This is a genomic window from Egibacteraceae bacterium, from assembly GCA_040905805.1.
GTDB lineage: Bacteria > Actinomycetota > Nitriliruptoria > Euzebyales > Egibacteraceae > DATLGH01.
On sequence record JBBDQS010000011.1, the window covers coordinates 43,856 to 59,924 of the forward strand.

A 16,069-nucleotide genomic window follows, 5' to 3' on the forward strand; every position below is an offset into this window, starting at 1 on the left:
CCCCCCCGGCCGGACGACCTCCTCGCGCGCCTCGCCGGCGACGAGTTCGTCCTGGTGTGCGAGCGCATCGGTCAGCGCGGCGCCGTCCGGCTCGCGGAGCGGCTGATCGCGGTGCTGAGCGAGCCCTTCGCCCTGGCGGGGGGACCGGCCCAGGTGGGGGCGAGCATCGGGCTGACGCTGCACACCGCCGGCGGCGCGGGGGCGGAGGCGCTGCTGGCCGAGGCCGACGCCGCGATGTACCAGGCGAAGCAGCGGGGCGGCTACGCCTACGAGATCTACGGCGTCACGCTCGGGGCGCGTCTGCAGCGGCGCCGGCAGCTGGAGGCGGACCTCGTCGACGCGCTGCAGACCGGCGGCCTGCGCCTGGAGTACCAGCCCGTCGTCGCGCTCGAGCCCCGGGGCACGGTCGGCTTCGAGGCGCTCCTGCGCTGGGACCACCCGGACCTCGGGGCCATCTCCCCCGTCGAGGCGGTGAGCGCCGCCGAGGCCACCGGCACCGTCGGTGCGCTGGGCGCGTGGGTGCTGCGCGAGGCCTGCGGGCAGCTGGCCCGCTGGAACGCCTCCGCGCCCGCGCACGACCCGCTCACCATGTTCGTCAACGTCTCGGCGCGTGAGCTCCTGGACCCGCGCATGCCCGCCCGCGTCGCGGGCATCCTCGCCGACACCGGGGTCGCGGCCGCGCAGGTGGTCCTGGAGGTGACCGAGCACGCCGCGCTCGACGTCACCGGGACCGGCCTGCAGACGCTGGGCGCCCTCCGGCTGCAGGGCCTGCGCATCGCGCTGGACGACTTCGGGACCGGGTACTCGTCGCTGACCCACCTGCAGCAGGTGCCGTTCGACTTCATCAAGATCGACACCTCGTTCACGACCGACCTCGACGTCGCCGTCGACAACCGCGCCATCGTGGCCGCCATCGTCAGCATGGCCGGCCACCTCGGAGCCCAGGTGGTGGGCGAGGGCATCGAGACCGCCGCGCAACTCGACGCCCTGCGCGAGCTGGGGTGCGCCCTCGGCCAGGGGTGGCTGCTCGGCCGGCCGCGCCCCGCCGGCGTGATCGGCGGCGCGCAGCTCAGCGGGCGACCGCGCCGTGAGCGCGACGCCGTGGCCGCCTCGCCGTCAGCGCACCCGCCGCTGCACCGGCACGGGTGACCGGGAGCCCGGCGCGACCACCAGGCCGTCGAGCAGCCGTCGGGTCACCGCGGCGATGTCGTCGACCGCCGCGGCGAACGCGTCCTCGTTGACCTTCGCCGGGCTGCGGTAGCCGCTGACCTTGCGGACGTACTGCACGGCGGCGTCGCGGACCTCGGCGTCGCTGGCCGGCGGGTCCGCGCCGCGCAGCTGCTGGATGCTGCGACACATGACGTGACCGGGACCCGGCTACCCGGCCGAGGTCTGCAGGAGGTACATGATCACGATCACCACGGCCGACACCGCGAGCAGGCCGAAGGTGAAGTTGCGCAGGCTGTTGTCGGGGCCGGACCGACCGTCCGGCGTGTCCTCGGTGCTCATGCTCGCGTCTCCTCGGTTCGGGGGGTGCCCTGCAGTATGCCTCGTGGGGACCGGCCCGACGATCTCAGCCGACCGGTTCGCCCTGCCATGCCTCGCGCCACGTGAGCTTGCCACCGGCCAGCAGCGACGCGGAGTACAGGCGCCCGGCCAGTGCGACGGTGGCCACCGTGCCGGCCAGCGTCACGGTGCAGGAGGCCACCACCTGCCACAGCGGGATCACGTCGAACGCGACCCGCGCGGGCACGGTGAACGGCGCGGTCGGGGGCAGGTAGGTCAGCACCTGCGCCCCCACGCCGCCGGGATCGGGCAGGACGGCGAAGACGACCGCGAAGTAGGTTCCGATGAGGATGAAGTTCAGCGGCCCCGCGCTGCCCTGGGCATCCTCGGCGTTGGCGGCCAGGGATCCGGCCACGGTGTACAGCGCGGCGAAGAACACGAACCCGAGCACGAGCATCACCAGCGCCACCACGACCGTCGCCGCAGTCGCGGGCGGCAGCTCGACGGTGTCGGCCACCGCGTTGGCGGCGAGGACCGCACCGACCAGGACGGCGATCTGACCGAGCGCCAGCGCCGTCATCGCCGTGATCTTCGCGGTGAGCAGCTGCCAGGGCCGGACGCTGCCCAGCAGCACCTCGATGACCCGGCTGGACTTCTCCTCGACCGCGCCGGTCAGCAGGGAGCCGGCGTTGACGGACAGGGCGAGGAACAGCAGCAAGGTCGAGGCGAAGCCGACCATGCCCGCACCGAAGGCGCCGTCCTCGTCCTGCGTGCCGTCCGGGTCGACGACGTCGAGCGGCGGGGGCGGGGTCATCGCCACGGCCAGCTGCTCGTCGCTCAGGCCGGCGGCTTCGAGGTCGGCGGCGGTGGCCGCCTGGTGCAGCGCCGTCTCCACGAGGGTGGCCAGCTGCGCGTCGGGGAAGCCGTCGGCCATGAGCTCGGTGGCGTCGAGCAGCACCGCGTCGACTTCGCCGGCGGTGATCGCGGCGGCCGCCGCCTCCCGGTCGGCGAGCTCGGCCAGCTCGACCTCGACGTCCTGCCCGGCCGCGCCCGCGGCCAGCACCTCGTCGAAGCCGGTGGGCACCGCGCCGACCACGCCGACCTCGTAGCGCGCGGGCTCGTCGGCGCTGAGACCGGCGTAGAGCACCAGCCCGGCCATGGCCACCGTCACGGCGAGCGTGCCGTACACGTAGACCTTGCTACGCAGGCGGTCCGTGGCCTCCCGCCGGATGATCAGCCAGACGATCTGCGGGCCGCTCATGTCGAAGCCTCCACGACCGCGCCGGCCGCGCCCTCCAGGTCGGCGATGCTCGCGCCCACCACGTCGCGGAACACCTCCGACAGCGCCGGGGGCTCCAGGGAGAAGCGCTCCACCCGCCCCTGCGGGGCCAGGCGGTCCAGCAGCGTGCGGGCGTCGGTGTCGGCGGGCACGCGCAGGCGCGTCACCCCGTTGCGCCGGTCGACCAGCTCGGTGCCCGCCGGCGGGTCGACCGCCGCACCGCCGGCCAGGCGGATTGTCACCCGCCGGTAGCTGCCGGCCGCGCGAACCTCCTCGAGCGTGCCGGCCGTGCGGTCCCGGCCGGCCGCGATGATCACCACGTCGTCGCACAGCTCCTCGACGAGGTCCAGCTGGTGGCTGGAGAAGACCACGGTGGCCCCGCCGCGCGCCCCGGTGCGCAGCACCTCGCTCATCGCCTCGACGCCGAGGGGATCCAGGCCGCTGAACGGCTCGTCGAGGACCAGCAGCGCCGGTTCGTGCACGAGAGCGGCGGCCAGCTGCACCCGTTGCTGGTTGCCGTGCGACAGCTGGGAGACGGCGTCGCCCGCCCGGTCAGCCAGTCCCAGGTCGTCGAGCCACCGCTGGGCGGCCCGCGCGGCCTCGTCGCGTGCCACGCCCCGCAGCCTGGCCAGGTAGGTCAGCTGCGCGCCCGCCGCCATGCGCGGGTACAGACCCCGCTGCTCGGGCATGTACCCGAAGCTCATGCGCTCCCGGCTGCCGACGGGCTGGCCATGCCAGGCCACCGACCCCTCGGCGAGCCGCACCAGGCCGAACACCGCCCGCATGGCCGTGGTCTTGCCGGCGCCGTTGGGCCCCAGGAACCCGAGCAGGCGCCCGGGCCGCGCCGTCAGCGACAGCCCGTCGAGCGCCACCACCTCGCCGTAGCGCTTCGCGAGACCCTTCAGCTCCAGCACCGGGCACCTCCCAGGCGTGCCCAGGCAGAGTCCCGCCCGGGCCCCGCCCAGGCTGCGGCCAGGCCGCCGGTCCGGCGTCCCCCCATGGGGGGATCTTGGCCCTCATCCCCTGGGACGACCCCCGGGAAGCCGACCGTGGCCGGCCGCGGATACGGACCGGCCACCCCGAGCAGCGCCGAGCCGGCGCAGTCGATGCCGTCGGAGAAGTGACCGGGCGTGCCGGGGAAGGAAGCGCTGGTGTTGCCGCGCTGGTCGCCCCGGTGCGCGATCGCGAGGTTGCGGAAGCCCGACGTGCGCCGCCGGGTCGGCCACCTGCGCCCCCGCCGACGCCGTCAACGCAACGGCCGCCACGTCGCCGGCCGCCGCCATGGCCCAGAGGGGCCGGCGCCGCCCCGCCCGGGTCGACCCGCCGTCATGGAGGAGCGCGACGTCCAGGTGCGCGGGTACAGCGTTCAGCAGGGCCACCTGGATGCGCTCCGCCAGGTCGGGCAGCTCGTTGATGGCGATGATCCCCCGGTTGTGCCGAGGTCCGGACCGAAGCCCAGCTGGCCCGCGCGCTGGCCGGGCGCACCGTCATCACCATCGCCCACCGGCTCGACGCCGCCGCCCGAGCCGACCGGGTCGTGGTCATGGACGCCGGCGCCGTCGTGGCCGCCGGCCCCCACGGCGCCCTCGTCACCCGCAGCGAGACCTACGCGCGCCTGTGGGAGCACTGGCTGGCCAGCCGCGCCTACCACCCCGATCTGCCACCGGGACCCCACGAGCGCGGAGCACACCCGTGACGAACGCCCAGAGGCTCGGCGCCGGCACACTGCGTGTCGACGTCAAGACGGGTCGGGCCGGCGCGATGGTCCCAGATCCACGGTTCGGCCCAGTTGCTCGGGCCTGCGTGGCCCCGCCTCAGCAGGGTGTGAACGTCCGGATCCCGTGGTGGCGGGCCGCATCACCGAGGCGTTCGTCATAGGTGACGACGCCGGCGAGGTCGACGTCCAGGGTGCGGGCGCAGGCCAGGTGGATGGCGTCGAGCGTGCGCAGCGCCGCCGGGTCGAGGCGTCCGGCAGCATCAAGCATCGACCCGTCGAGCACGATCGTGTCGAGCTCGGCCAGGAGGCGGTCGGCTCGGGCGCTGGTCTGCGGTCCGGCGCGCCGGACGGCGCGCCGGAGCTCGGCGCGGTGCAGGTCGCCGATGACCCAGCGGCGCTCGGCCAGGAACGACACCAGCGCGCCAGATTCGGCTTCGGTGCGCACCAGCTTCACGAGGGCGGAGGTGTCGACGTAGAGCACCCCCACCGGTCAGCGCTCCTCGGCACGCAGCGCGGCGAGCGCCTCGGACAGGGACGCCTCGTCGAGCGCTTCGGGTACGTCGGTCTCGAGCGCCTTCAGCACCTCGCGCAGCGGCCGTCCCCGCCCGGTGACGATGCGCCCGTCGGCCACCAGCGCCGCCCAGCCCCGGCGTTCGGGGAGCGGGCCGAGCTGGGCGATCGGGTCGCCGCGGTCGGTGACCACGAACGTCTCGCCCGCTCGCACTCTCGCCAGCCACCGGCTGGCGTCGCGTCGCAGCTCGCGCACACCGATCCGCTCCATGTGTGACATGGTAGCACATAGAGCGGGTCGCCGCCCTCGTCAGGATGCGGCCGCCCCACAGCCGCCGTGGGCGAGGACGGCCTCGGGGTCAGCCCGCGGGTTCGACCGTGACCGGCAGGCGGCCGGAGCACAGCAGGGAGCAGGCATCGAGGGTTCCGAGCGCCACGTCTGTGCCGGCGGTGCCCCCGATGCGCAGGACCACCGCAGGGTTGGCGTCGGCGCGCACCACCAGCTGCGGCGGGCCGGCACCGAGCACGTCGAGGGTGCGCACCCGCAGACCGACGTGCACGTCGGTCTGCCCGGGGCAGGTCCGGCCGTGGGCGTGCAGGGCCAGGACGGCCGGCAGCGCCTGGTGGGCTGCCGGGTCCAGCGGGAGGGTGACGCTGGCCACGCCATGGTCGGTGAGCAGGTCCACATGTACGCAGCCGGGGGCGACCTGGACCCCGGCCAGTGCCGCCGCGCCCCCTGCCCTGCGGGTCATCTGCCGACCGCCGCAGCGGGCGTGGCCGCGGTGGTCGGGTCCTCGTCGACGGCCCTGGCCGGGAGCGGCACGAGCTGTTCGAGTGCGCAGGGGATGCTGGGCACGCACGTCACGAGCAGCCGGCGGTTGACCCCGGTGCGGGCCGAGTCGGTGGTTCGGCGCATGGATTGCGCTCCTAGTAGAAGTTCGGTTAGGCTCACCTAACAGTATGACCTCTTGTCAACTCCCGGTTGGACGGCTGGCAGCGCGTCGGGCCGTTTGGCGGGGAGCCGGTTTGCGCCAACAGCGCTGCACGTTGACCCGCGTCGACTGGAGAGGAGTCAGCACCATGGCGATCCTGGGGGGGTGGTCGCGACCGCGGTCGGCCTGTCATTGCTGGCGGGGTGTGCGGGCTCGTCGGGCTCTGCCGGTTCGCCACCGCACGAGGCGGCGGGGGCGACGCGCACGGTGGCGGCGAGCCTGTCGTGCGCGACCTGTCGATGGAGCTGCCCGAGAGGCAGGCGCGTGTGATCTGCGAACCCAACGCCTGCGGCACGTCCACGCTGCTGCGTGCGCTCGGGCTGGCGCCGCCGTCCCCGACGGCGCCCGACGCGCTGACGGTCGAACCCTTGTCGGCCGAGGCCGCCGCCGCAGCACCCGGCGCCCCGGCAACGGAACTCGGGACATGTCCGTGGCTCGGACTGCCCCGCGGCAACGACCGTGAGCCCGGCGCAGCAACCCGGTGGGTCACCCCGAGCGGCCACCGTGGCCAGACGGGTGGACACCAGTCCGCTAGCGGCCACGGCCGGCCGCCTCAACGCCCTCGACGGGGACCTCACCTACCGGGTCGGCCCGCCCCTCGAGCCGGGTTGGTGTCGCCTCACCGATCTGGTCGACGCCACGGCGGTCGCCGCCTGGCACCGCGAGCTGACCGCCTCCCACGGTGACCGGCGGGCCGCCGCGGCCTTCCTGGGCGGCTGGGTCGCCGACGCCGCCGTGGACGTGTGGGCGCTGCCGGTGTGGGCCGATCGTCGGCTGCCCCTGGTCGCACCCCACGCGATCCTGGTCCGCCGCCACGCCAAGGGCTGGATCGACGCCGTCGGCGTGGACGGCGCTCCGGCGGTCGCCGTGCTCGCCGACGACCCCGCCGCCGGGCAGACCGGCACCGTCGTGGCCTCGACCTACCACGTGCTGGTCGAGGGACTCTCGGAGCGGCTGGCGACTTTGGAACCGCTGCTGCGCGTGCTCGCCAGCGTCCTGCCGGTTGGGCTGCCGGCACTGTGGGGCGGCCTGGCCGACAGCCTCGCCAACCGGGCCCTGTGGCTGGCCCGCCGCCTGCTCCGCGACCGCCAGGCGGCCTGGCAGGACGCCGCCAGGCTCATCGACCGTCTCGCCGCCGACCGGCCGCCGCCCCGGCCACGGCCCTTCCCCGTGCACTGCGCGCAGGCCGGCGAGCTGTTCGCCGTTCGCGGCACCTGCTGCCTGCACTACCGCACCGTCGCCGACCCTGACCGCGACGGCGACGGCTACTGCACCACCTGCCCGCTGCGCACCGACGCCAGCCGGCGCCAGCGGCTCCGTGCCTACCTGCAGGAGGAGACCCCCCGTGATCGGGGGTCTTGCACCGCACCCGTTGCACACTGAGGGAGCGTTTGTCTCTCCCATCAAGCAGCCACCTCTTGCGGGGTGGCGGTCCCACTGTGACCGGGCGGATGCCCGTGGTGGGTTGACCGGTCACGGCCACCTGCGTCGGGAGCTTGCGCTCCATCGGTCTCACACGCGGCTCGCCGTTCACAGTTGACCTCTGCCGGGCCACTCCCGGGCGAGGGCACGGCAAGCCGTGCAAGGTTGACCGCAGCGTTCAGGGGCCAGCGTTGCAGATCACCCTTGCCGGCGACGTGGGCATCGAGAGCCCCGCGGGGCGGGTGGGCCAGAGCGACCTGCGAGGGCGGCGCGCGCGTGTGGCCCTGGCGCTGCTGACGATCGAGCGCCGGCGCCCGGTCCCCCGTGACGAGCTGGCGGACGTGTTGTGGTCCGGCGAGCTGCCGCCCACGTGGCAGCCGGCCCTGCGGGGGACGGTCAGCACCGTGCGCGCCTGCCTGGACGTGGTGGCGTCGCCGCGCGGCCGTTGCTGGCCGGCGAGGAGGGCAGCTGGGTCGAGGGGGTGCGCCGGACGCTGCGGGGCGTCCATCTGCGCGCCCTCGTGGTGCGCAGCGTGGCCGGCGCCGGGCTCGGGGACGCCGCCCAGGCCGTGGCGGCCGCCGAGGAGGCGGTCGTACCGGAGCCGCTGCGGGAGGCGGCGCACCGCTGCCTGATGGCCGCCCACATGGCCGGCGGGGACCGGGCGGGGGCGCTCACCGCGTTCGTCGACTGCCGTCGGCTGCTGGTCGACGAGCTCGGGGTGGGGGCCCGGGGCGGTCTCCCTCCGGGGTGCTGCGCGACGCGCCGCTGCGCCTGCCGGAGACCCCCGGGGCCATCGCTCAGCCGGCGTCGCGGTCCTGCAGCTCCTCGGGTTCGATCATCCCGCCGACGGCGGCCAGGGCCCCGGCGATCGTGACCGCGCGGTCGTAGACCGCGGCGAAGTAGTGCTCGGCGACCACCTCGTGCCCGGGCAGGGGCGGGGGCCCGAGCGACCGCACGGTGGCGGCCGGGTCGGGGGAGATGCGCACGTCGTTGCGGGCGGGCGGCAGCGTCGTCGGGCTGCCCCAGAAGCCGGCGGGCGAGGGGCTCGCGTTGCCCTTGCGCCCGCCGCGCCCGCGGTTGCCCCGCGGCGCCTGGCCGCCCGACTTGCTGCGTCGCTTGCGTGACCGGCTCATGCCGCCACCTCCTCGGCGTCGTCCGCCAACGTCTCCTCGGTGAGCACCTCGTCGGGGTCCAGGCCGAGCGCCGTACGCAGCTGCTCGCTGTCGAGGTCGCCGAGCGAGCTGGACTCGGGAAGGACCAGGTCGGCGATGCGCCGCTTGCCGGCGACGACCTCCTCGACGCGCTCGTCGACGGTGCCGGGGCACACCAGCCGATGGCACACGACCGTCTTGGTCTGGCCGATGCGCCACGCCCGGTCGCGGGCCTGGTCCTCCACCGCGGGGTTCCACCACCGGTCGTACAGGACGACGTGGCTGGCCGCGGTAAGGTTCAGCCCGGTGCCACCGGCCTTGAGCGACAACACGAGCGCCCCCGGGCCCTGACCCTCCTGGAACTGCTCGACCATCCGGTCCCGGGCGGTGCGGGACAGACCGCCGTGGTAGCAGTCGATCGCGTAGCCGGTGCGCCCGCTGAGGTGCGCGGCGAGCTGCTCGCCCCACGACGCGAAGTGGGTGAAGACGAGCACCCGCTCCCCCGCCTCGAAGGCGCTGTCGACGATGCCCTCGAGGCGCGCGAGCTTGCCCGACCGGCCCGCCAGCTCGCTCTCGCGGTCGGTGTAGGCGGCCGGGTGGTTGCAGATCTGCTTCAGCGCGGTGATCGCGGCGAGCACCGCGCCCTTGCGCTGCGGGGTGTCCTCGTCGGCGCCCTCGGCGACGAGGTCGTCGAGCACCGCCTGGTACAGCCCGATCTGCTCGGGGGTCATCGGGCAGTGGTCGAGGACGTCGATGCGGTCGGGCAGCTCCGCGGCGATGATCGGCTCCACCTTGGTCCGGCGGAACACCAGCACCCCGTTGAGGGTGCGCAGCGCCTGCTCGGCGCTGCTGCGACCCTCGGCGGTGCGCGACAGCTGCGCGACGAACGTGGCCCGGTCCCCGACCAGGCCCGGGTTGGTGAAGTCCAGCAGGGCCCACAGGTCGCCGAGGCCGTTCTCGATGGGCGTGCCGGTGAGCGCCACACGGGTGCGGGCGTCCAGCCGCCGCAGCTGCTGCGCGGTGTCGCTGGCCGGGTTCTTGATGACCTGCGCCTCGTCGAGCACGAGGGTGCTCCAGTCGATCGCCGCCAGCCCGTCGATGTCGCGGACCGCGGTCCCGTAGGTGGTGAGCAGCACGTCGGCGCCGGCGACCTCGTCGGCCAGGTCGGCCTGCCCCGTGCGCCGCGCCCCGTGGTGCACCACCACGCGCAGGTCGGGCACGAACCGGCGGGCCTCGGCCGCCCAGTTGCCGACGACCGCGGGCGGCGCCACGACCAGGGCGGGCTTGTCCCCCGCCGCAGCCCGCAGGTGCGCCAGCATGACCGGGGTCTTGCCGAGCCCCATGTCCAGGGCCAGGCAGCCGCCGAGCCCGGCGTCGGCCAGGAACCCCAGCCACGCCAGCGCCTCGGCCTGGTAGGCGCGCAGCTCGCCCGCGAAGCCCTCGGGCCTGGGCTCCGGCTCCTCGGTGATCTTGCCGGCGCTGGTGATGAGGTCGGCGGCCCACCCCCTGCCGGCCACGCTGATCCCGCCGGACAGCGACGGCCCATCCAGCCCGAGGGCGTGGCGCAGCATCTCCGCGCCGGAGAGCTGGGTGCGGTCCGCGCGCTGCGCGAGCGCCTCGGCGGCGGCTTCAAGGTCGGCGTGGTCGAGCTCCACCCACCGGCCGTGGGCCTTGATGAGGGGACGGGCCTCGGACGCGAGGCGGGTGATGTCGCCGGCGGTGAGCTCGACCTCGTCGAAGACCGCGGACCAGCGCACCGTCGTCAGCTGCTGCGCGCCCACGACCGACTCCTGCGTCTCCAGGGAGGTGAGGCGCAGCCCCGGTGACGGCTTGCGGCGCGACAGCGGCGGCACCCGCACCTCGAACCCCGCGGCCTGCAGCACGGTGCCGGCGTTGGTCATCAGCTCCCAGGCCTCCTCCTGGCTGAGGATGACCTCGCCCCGGCGGGTGGCCTTCCCGCGGCACAGCGGCGGGTAGAGGGTCTCCAGGCGGTCGAGCTCGCGCTTGATGAGCTCGCGCCGACCGGTGGACACGTTGGACATGGCGGCCTCGACCCGGGACTGCTTGCCGCCGCTCTCACCGGTCAGGGTGCGCAGGTACCAGGCGTCGCCCTCGTCGGGCGGGTCGAGCTGGACGACGAGGCGGATGCCGGCGGGCCCGGCGACCGCCTTGCCCCAGCGGCGCAGGCCCCGGCGCAGCTCGGCGCCGTGCTGCTCGGGCGCCTCGAAGGCGCTGCCGTCGAGCAGCGCGAGGACGGCCTCGGCGACCTCCTGCTCGGAGCGGGGGTCCGGCGGGGCGGCCGGCACCTCGATGCGCCCGGCCGCGTCCCGGCAGATCGCGTCGACGAAGTCGCCGACCACGGCCTCGGTGAACGTCTTGGCGTCCTGCCCGCTGTTGCGTGGCGCGGCCACGGCCCCAGGGCGGGAGCGGCTCAGGGCGCCCAGCTCGTCGGGGTCGATCAACGCCGGCACCCAGCGCACGGCGAAGGGGGAGCGACCGCCCCGGCCGTTGCCGCTGGTGGCGGTGGCGCCGTCGCGGGTCGCCTTCTCCAGCTGGGGGACCATGCGCCCCTGCGCGACCAGGCGCACCGCCAAGCGGGCCGCCGACCCGAGCCACGCGGCGCTGACGCCCAGGGCGTCGTCGTCGCTGCTGCCGTCGAGGGCCACCAGCCAGCCGAGGATCGCCGTGATCGGCACCGCCACCGACTCGGCGCTCACGCCGTCGGGCAGCCGTACCGGACCGTGCGGCGCCCACGCGTCGGCGCCGGCGTCGGCGGCCCGCAGCCGGTCGAGCACGGCAGCGGCGGGCTCGACCTCGGCGCGCTCGCCGCCGGCCCACGCCACCACGTGCCCGGGGGTCCACGACAGCTGCAGCCGGGTGACCCGGGGCTCAGCGGGCGGCGCCGGCGGGGATGGCGCGTCGGGCTCGTCGGGCACGGGCCGCGCAGAGCGCTCGTCCTCCTCGGCGGGCGGCGCGGGGGCGTCACCGGTCAGGGCCGTGAGGGCGCTGGCGATGCGTTCGCGCTCGTCGGAGAAGTCGGCGATGACGAGGTCGCGTTCGGGGCCGGTGACGTTCGCGCGCACCCGCTTCAGTGCGGCGTCGGCGTCGCGGAGCAGCCACTCGAGCGCGTCGACCCACTCGTCCTCGTGCGCGTCGAGGATCTCCGCGTCGGACTCCGACGCGCGCCCGTCGACGTGCGCCTGGGCGAGCCGGCGGAAGTCCTGGGCCGACAGCGGCCTTGCCTGCGTGCTGGTGCTGATCGTCTTTCCCTTCTCCACGCGACCATTTGGGTCGGGGACACGGGTCACCGGTGCGCCGGCCACGCGCTTCAGGGCGCGCCGTGACCGTCCGGCCCCGTCCATCCCGTTTGTCGGATGGCTCCCGCGGGCCTACCCATCGCTCACCGACCGGACCCCGTCGAACGAGGTCGACAGTCGGTGTGAGACGTCTCCTACTCTACCCTCTCGTGGGCGATCATCCGCAAGCCGTGCCCCCGTCCGTCCGCAGGTTACCCCGGCGCCCGCGCGAGTACGCGCGCGACCGTCGTGCGGCCCGGGCCGGATCCCGACCGCGCGCCGGCCTCCTGAGTAGCATGATGCCGTCGGCCGGCGCTCGGTTCCACACCCGGCCACCAAGACCCTGCTCCGAGCCCGGCTCCCAAGCCGATCCCAAGCCCGCCCCAAGCCGGTCCCATGCCGGTCCCATGCCGGTCCCATGCCGGTCCCGACAGTCGAATCGCTGAGGCCACCTGACACCATGCCCGCCCCTCCCGCAGACCCCATGGACGTCGGCGGTGCCGGCGCCCGCGGTGCCGCGCCCGGCGCCCCGCTGCGGATCGCGGTGCTGACCGGCGGGGCGAACACCGAGCGCAACGTGTCGCTGTCCTCGGGGGTGGCGGTGACGGCGGCGTTGCGCGGCCTGGGCCATGCCGTCGCCCAGGTCGACTCGGCCTCCCCGCCGGTGGTGCCCGGCCAGCCGCCCGACGCGGCGTACCTCACCGCCGAGGTCGACGTCGCGGACCTCTCCGACAAGCCCGTGGCGCCGATCGCCGTGGCGCCCCCCGACCTGGAGGCGCTGGCGCAGGTCCGCGCCCGCCAGCAGGACGGGGTGCTCGCGCCAGGCCTGCTGGCGATCCTGCAGCAGGCCGACGTGGTGTTCATCACCGTCTTCGGCGACGAGGGCGAGTCCGGCGCCACCCAGCGCCTCCTGGACGCCCACGCCATCGCCTACACCGGGCCGCCCGCGTCGGTCTGCGCGCTGACCTTCGACAAGGACATGACCAAGCGGGCACTGGCGGGCCACGGCATCACCACGCCGGCCTGGCACCGGGTCCGGCGCGACCGCGCGGGCGCGGACCTGGCCGCGCTGGCGATCCCGGGGCCGTGGATCGTGAAGCCGGTCTGCGGCGGGTCGACGATCGGGCTCACCCTGGTGGAGGACCCGGCGGACCTGCCCGAGGCCGTGGAGACGGCCACAGCGGCGGGCGAGGACGCCCTGGTCGAGTCGTACGTCCCGGGCCGTGACTTCACCGTCGGCGTCCTCGGCGACCAGGTCTTCAGCGTCGTCGAGACCATCACCGAGCGCGACCTGTACGACTACGAAGCCAAGTACACCCCGGGGGAGTCCCGCAAACGGGTCCCCGCCGACCTCACCCCGGAGCAGACCACAGAGGTCCGGCGCCTGACCGCCGAGGTGCACCGACTCCTCGACATCGGCGACACGTCGTCGCGGTCGGACTTCCGCCTGGGCCCCGACGGCGCCTTCACATTCTTCGAGGTCAACCCGCTGCCCGGCCTCACGCCGACCAGCAGCTATCCGATCTCGGCCCATGCCGACGGCATCGACTTCCCCCAGCTGTGCGAGGAGCTGGTCGTGCGCGCGCTCGCCCGGCACCGCGCCCCGACCCGTGAGACCGCCTGATGGTGCACCGGTGACCGCCCTGCGGCGTCCGGTGGATCCCACCGACCTGCCGTTGACGGTGGCGGAGGTCGAGCATTTCACGATCCCGATGGCCGACGGTATCCAGCTGGCGGCCCGGCGCTGGCAGCCGGTCGACGTCGAGGACGCGCCGGTGCCGGCGGTGCTCGAGTACATCCCCTACCGCAAGCGCGACAGGACCCGCCACCGCGACCAGGTCAGCCACGCCTACGTCGCGGCGCACGGGTACGTGGCCGTGCGGGTGGACATCCGCGGCTCGGGCGACTCCGAGGGCGTGCTCACCGACGAGTACCTGGCCGGGGAGCTCGACGACGGCCTCGCGGTGCTCAGCTGGATCGCCGAGCAGCCCTGGTGCGACGGGCGCATCGGCATCATCGGCAAGTCCTGGGGCGGGTTCAACGGCCTGCAGCTGGCCGCGCTACGGCCCCCCGAGCTCGGGGCGGTCATCACGGTCTGCTCGACCGACGACCGCTACGCCGACGACGTGCACTACATGGGCGGCTGCCTGCTCGGCGACAACCTGTCGTGGAGCTCGGCGATGTTCGCCAACACCTCGTGCCCGCCGGACCCGGCGCTGGTGGGCGAGCGGTGGCGGGAGATGTGGATGGAGCGCCTGGAGGGCTCCGGCCTGTGGCTGGAGACGTGGCTGTCCCACCAGCACCGCGACGAGTACTGGCAGCACGGCTCGGTCTGCGAGGACTACTCGGCGATCCAGGTGCCGGTCATGGCGGTGTCGGGCTGGGCCGACGGCTACTCCAACTCGGTCTTCCGGCTGATCGAGCACCTCGACGTCCCGCGCCGGGGGCTGGTGGGGCCGTGGAGCCACAAGTACCCGCACCTGGGGGTTCCCGGGCCCGCGATCGGCTTCCTGCAGGAGTGCGTGCGCTGGTGGGACCGGTGGCTGAAGGGCATCGACAACGGGGTCGAGGACGAACCGGCCCTCACCGCCTGGATGCAGGACAGCATCGCCCCCGCCCTCGACATCCGGAACCGTCCCGGTCGGTGGATCACGGAGCAGACCTGGCCGTCCCCGCGTGTCACCGAGCGCGTGCTGACGTTCGCCAACCCCGGGGCACGTGGCTTGCTCTTCGGTGAGCACCCGGCCGGGGACGCGATCCCCCACAGCATCTCCTCGCCGCTGTCCGTGGGCCTTTACGCGGGCAAGTGGTGCTCGTTCACCGCGACCCCCGACCTGCCGACCGACCAGCGCGACGAGGACGGGGGGTCGCTGAACTACGACACCGCCGCGCTCACCGAGAGCCTGGAGATCCTCGGTGCCCCCATCGTCGAGCTGGAGCTCTCCTCGGACCGGCCGGTCGCCATGGTGGCGGTGCGCCTGTCCGACCGGCTCGCCGACGGCCGCACGACCCGGGTGACGTACGGGCTGCTCAACTTGTGCCAGCGGGACTCGCGCGAGCACCCAGCCCCCCTCGAGCCGGGCACGCCGTATCGGGTGCAGGTGCAGCTGAACGAGGTGGCGCACCGCTTCCCGGTCGGCAACCGACTCCGGCTGGAGATCTCCACCTCGTACTGGCCCGTCGCCTGGCCGCCACCCCACCCGGTCAGCCTGACGCTCAACCCGGCGAACAGCCGAGTGCTCCTGCCCGTGCGCCCATCCGTCGACGAGGACCCCCCCGAGGAGCCGTTCGGCCCACCCGAGGCCGCACCGCCGCCGCCGGAGACGGTGTTGGCGCCCCGCGGCTACGAGTGGACGGTCCGGCGCGACATGATCACCCAGGAGTCGACCCTGGAGACCGTGAAGGACGAGGGGGTGGTGCGCCTGGAGGACATCGACCTCGAGCTGCACAGCTCCACGACCGAGCGCTACACCTACCGCGAAGGTGACCACTCGTCGGTGCGGGGCATGGTCGACAGCGTCCGTCGGTTCGTGCGCGGTGACTGGGACGTGCGCACCCGGACGTGGACCATCCTCACCTGCACGCCCGAGGAGTTCGTGATCACCGCGCATCTGGAGGCCTACGAGGGGCAGAACCGGGCGTTCGTGAAGACCTGGGACATCCGCATCCCCCGCGACCTGCTCTGAGGCGACAACTCCGAGGCACCCGACGAGGTGCGCGAGCGGCTGCTCGACGGTCGCCGTCACGTCCACGAGTCCGAGCTGAAGGCCTCGAGTCCGTCCACGATGGCCGTCGCGCGCAGGTCGCCGCGCCCTCCGTCAGGGGAAGTGCGCTCCACGTCGGTCCCCTATCCGGTGTCTTGGAGTTCGAGGTCGAACCCGAGAGTGGCTTCCCCCGCGTCGGCGGGGTGGGGTGGGTGCCCGTCCGGGTCGGCCCCGAGTGTGGGGTCGGCCGGGCCGGCGGGGCTGGGTGGGGCTGGTGGTGGTCGTGGGGGGTGGGTGGTGCGGATGGTGGGGGTGGTGTCGGGCCGTTTGATGGTGTAGCGGTTGTCGGTGCGCACGACGGTCCAGTGGTTGTGGTGGATGTCGTGGTGGCAGGCCCAGCAGACGAGGACGAGGTTGGCCACGATGGTGGCGCCGTGGCGGCGGCGGTAGACGATGTGGTGGAGTTGGCAGTGGGAGGCGGGGGCGCCGCAG

The 16,069-nt window shown here is 74.4% G+C and carries 16 protein-coding genes; 5 read left to right on the forward strand and 11 right to left on the reverse strand.

The window, feature by feature from the left end:
* Positions 1-1,149: GGDEF domain-containing phosphodiesterase (locus WD250_02110; GenBank protein ID MEX2618990.1), on the forward strand; the 1,149-nt coding region annotated here is incomplete at its 5' end.
* On the opposite strand, the gene WD250_02115 is transcribed toward WD250_02110, so the two are convergent.
* From WD250_02115 to WD250_02130, 4 genes are all read right to left on the reverse strand, one after another.
* Complete coding sequence (locus WD250_02115) at positions 1,117-1,359, reverse strand: DUF2277 domain-containing protein (protein MEX2618991.1); 243 nt, start codon at positions 1,357-1,359, stop codon at positions 1,117-1,119. The two genes, WD250_02110 and WD250_02115, sit on opposite strands and share 33 nt — an antisense overlap.
* Positions 1,360-1,377: 18 nt before the next feature.
* The gene (locus WD250_02120) at positions 1,378-1,509 is read right to left on the reverse strand and encodes a hypothetical protein (protein MEX2618992.1); all 132 of its coding nucleotides are present in this window, start codon (positions 1,507-1,509) and stop codon (positions 1,378-1,380) included.
* A gap of 64 nt (positions 1,510-1,573) precedes the next feature.
* Positions 1,574-2,767 carry an ABC transporter permease gene (locus WD250_02125; protein ID MEX2618993.1) on the reverse strand — a complete coding sequence of 398 codons (1,194 nt, stop codon included), beginning with the start codon at positions 2,765-2,767 and terminating at the stop codon, positions 1,574-1,576.
* Complete coding sequence (locus tag WD250_02130; GenBank protein ID MEX2618994.1) at positions 2,764-3,699, reverse strand: ATP-binding cassette domain-containing protein; 936 nt, start codon at positions 3,697-3,699, stop codon at positions 2,764-2,766. The genes WD250_02125 and WD250_02130 overlap by 4 nt, the downstream gene beginning before the upstream one ends.
* 629 nt (positions 3,700-4,328) lie before the next feature.
* Here WD250_02130 and WD250_02135 point away from each other — a divergent pair.
* Positions 4,329-4,481: a hypothetical protein gene (locus WD250_02135; GenBank protein ID MEX2618995.1), complete on the forward strand. Its 153-nt coding sequence runs from the start codon at positions 4,329-4,331 to the stop codon at positions 4,479-4,481.
* 118 nt (positions 4,482-4,599) lie between these two features.
* Here the strand turns inward: WD250_02135 and WD250_02140 are convergent, their stop codons facing one another.
* The 4 genes from WD250_02140 to WD250_02155 all read right to left on the reverse strand — a co-directional run bounded on the left by WD250_02140 (position 4,600) and on the right by WD250_02155 (position 5,928).
* A complete protein-coding gene (locus tag WD250_02140) occupies positions 4,600-4,989 on the reverse strand; it encodes a type II toxin-antitoxin system VapC family toxin (GenBank protein ID MEX2618996.1) in 390 nt (129 codons plus the stop codon).
* Positions 4,990-4,992: 3 nt separating this feature from the next.
* Complete coding sequence (locus tag WD250_02145) at positions 4,993-5,283, reverse strand: hypothetical protein (GenBank protein ID MEX2618997.1); 291 nt, start codon at positions 5,281-5,283, stop codon at positions 4,993-4,995.
* An 88-nt stretch (positions 5,284-5,371) separates the two neighbouring features.
* Entirely contained in the window at positions 5,372-5,764 is a 393-nt protein-coding gene (locus WD250_02150) for a hypothetical protein (GenBank protein ID MEX2618998.1), read from the reverse strand.
* On the reverse strand, positions 5,761-5,928 hold the full coding sequence (locus tag WD250_02155) for a hypothetical protein (GenBank protein MEX2618999.1): 168 nt from the start codon (positions 5,926-5,928) through the stop codon (positions 5,761-5,763). The genes WD250_02150 and WD250_02155 overlap by 4 nt, the downstream gene beginning before the upstream one ends.
* 580 nt (positions 5,929-6,508) lie before the next feature.
* On the opposite strand from WD250_02155, the gene WD250_02160 reads away from it, so the two are divergent.
* Complete coding sequence (locus tag WD250_02160) at positions 6,509-7,387, forward strand: (2Fe-2S)-binding protein (GenBank protein MEX2619000.1); 879 nt, start codon at positions 6,509-6,511, stop codon at positions 7,385-7,387.
* An 836-nt stretch (positions 7,388-8,223) separates the two neighbouring features.
* Here the strand turns inward: WD250_02160 and WD250_02165 are convergent.
* Entirely contained in the window at positions 8,224-8,559 is a 336-nt protein-coding gene (locus WD250_02165; protein ID MEX2619001.1) for a hypothetical protein, read from the reverse strand.
* Positions 8,556-11,855: a DEAD/DEAH box helicase gene (locus tag WD250_02170; GenBank protein ID MEX2619002.1), complete on the reverse strand. Its 3,300-nt coding sequence runs from the start codon at positions 11,853-11,855 to the stop codon at positions 8,556-8,558. Before WD250_02170 ends, WD250_02165 begins: the two co-directional genes overlap by 4 nt.
* A 478-nt stretch (positions 11,856-12,333) precedes the next feature.
* Between WD250_02170 and WD250_02175 the strand changes: the two genes are divergently transcribed.
* Positions 12,334-13,497 carry an ATP-grasp domain-containing protein gene (locus WD250_02175; protein ID MEX2619003.1) on the forward strand — a complete coding sequence of 388 codons (1,164 nt, stop codon included), beginning with the start codon at positions 12,334-12,336 and terminating at the stop codon, positions 13,495-13,497.
* 10 nt (positions 13,498-13,507) lie between these two features.
* Entirely contained in the window at positions 13,508-15,559 is a 2,052-nt protein-coding gene (locus WD250_02180; protein MEX2619004.1) for a CocE/NonD family hydrolase, read from the forward strand.
* Positions 15,560-15,720: 161 nt separating this feature from the next.
* Here WD250_02180 and WD250_02185 read toward each other — a convergent pair.
* Positions 15,721-16,069: HNH endonuclease (locus tag WD250_02185; protein MEX2619005.1), on the reverse strand; the 349-nt coding region annotated here is incomplete at its 5' end.

Bases quoted from the DNA above. Each gene is read 5' to 3' on its own strand.
- WD250_02120 (MEX2618992.1), bottom strand. From the start codon at position 1,509: ATGAGCACCGAGGACACGCCGGACGGTCGGTCCGGCCCCGACAACAGC.
- WD250_02135 (MEX2618995.1), top strand. From the start codon at position 4,329: ATGGACGCCGGCGCCGTCGTGGCCGCCGGCCCCCACGGCGCCCTCGTC.
- WD250_02150 (MEX2618998.1), bottom strand. From the start codon at position 5,764: ATGACCCGCAGGGCAGGGGGCGCGGCGGCACTGGCCGGGGTCCAGGTC.
- WD250_02125 (MEX2618993.1), bottom strand. From the start codon at position 2,767: ATGAGCGGCCCGCAGATCGTCTGGCTGATCATCCGGCGGGAGGCCACG.
- WD250_02145 (MEX2618997.1), bottom strand. From the start codon at position 5,283: ATGGAGCGGATCGGTGTGCGCGAGCTGCGACGCGACGCCAGCCGGTGG.
- WD250_02165 (MEX2619001.1), bottom strand. From the start codon at position 8,559: ATGAGCCGGTCACGCAAGCGACGCAGCAAGTCGGGCGGCCAGGCGCCG.
- WD250_02175 (MEX2619003.1), top strand. From the start codon at position 12,334: ATGCCCGCCCCTCCCGCAGACCCCATGGACGTCGGCGGTGCCGGCGCC.
- WD250_02155 (MEX2618999.1), bottom strand. From the start codon at position 5,928: ATGCGCCGAACCACCGACTCGGCCCGCACCGGGGTCAACCGCCGGCTG.
- WD250_02115 (MEX2618991.1), bottom strand. From the start codon at position 1,359: ATGTGTCGCAGCATCCAGCAGCTGCGCGGCGCGGACCCGCCGGCCAGC.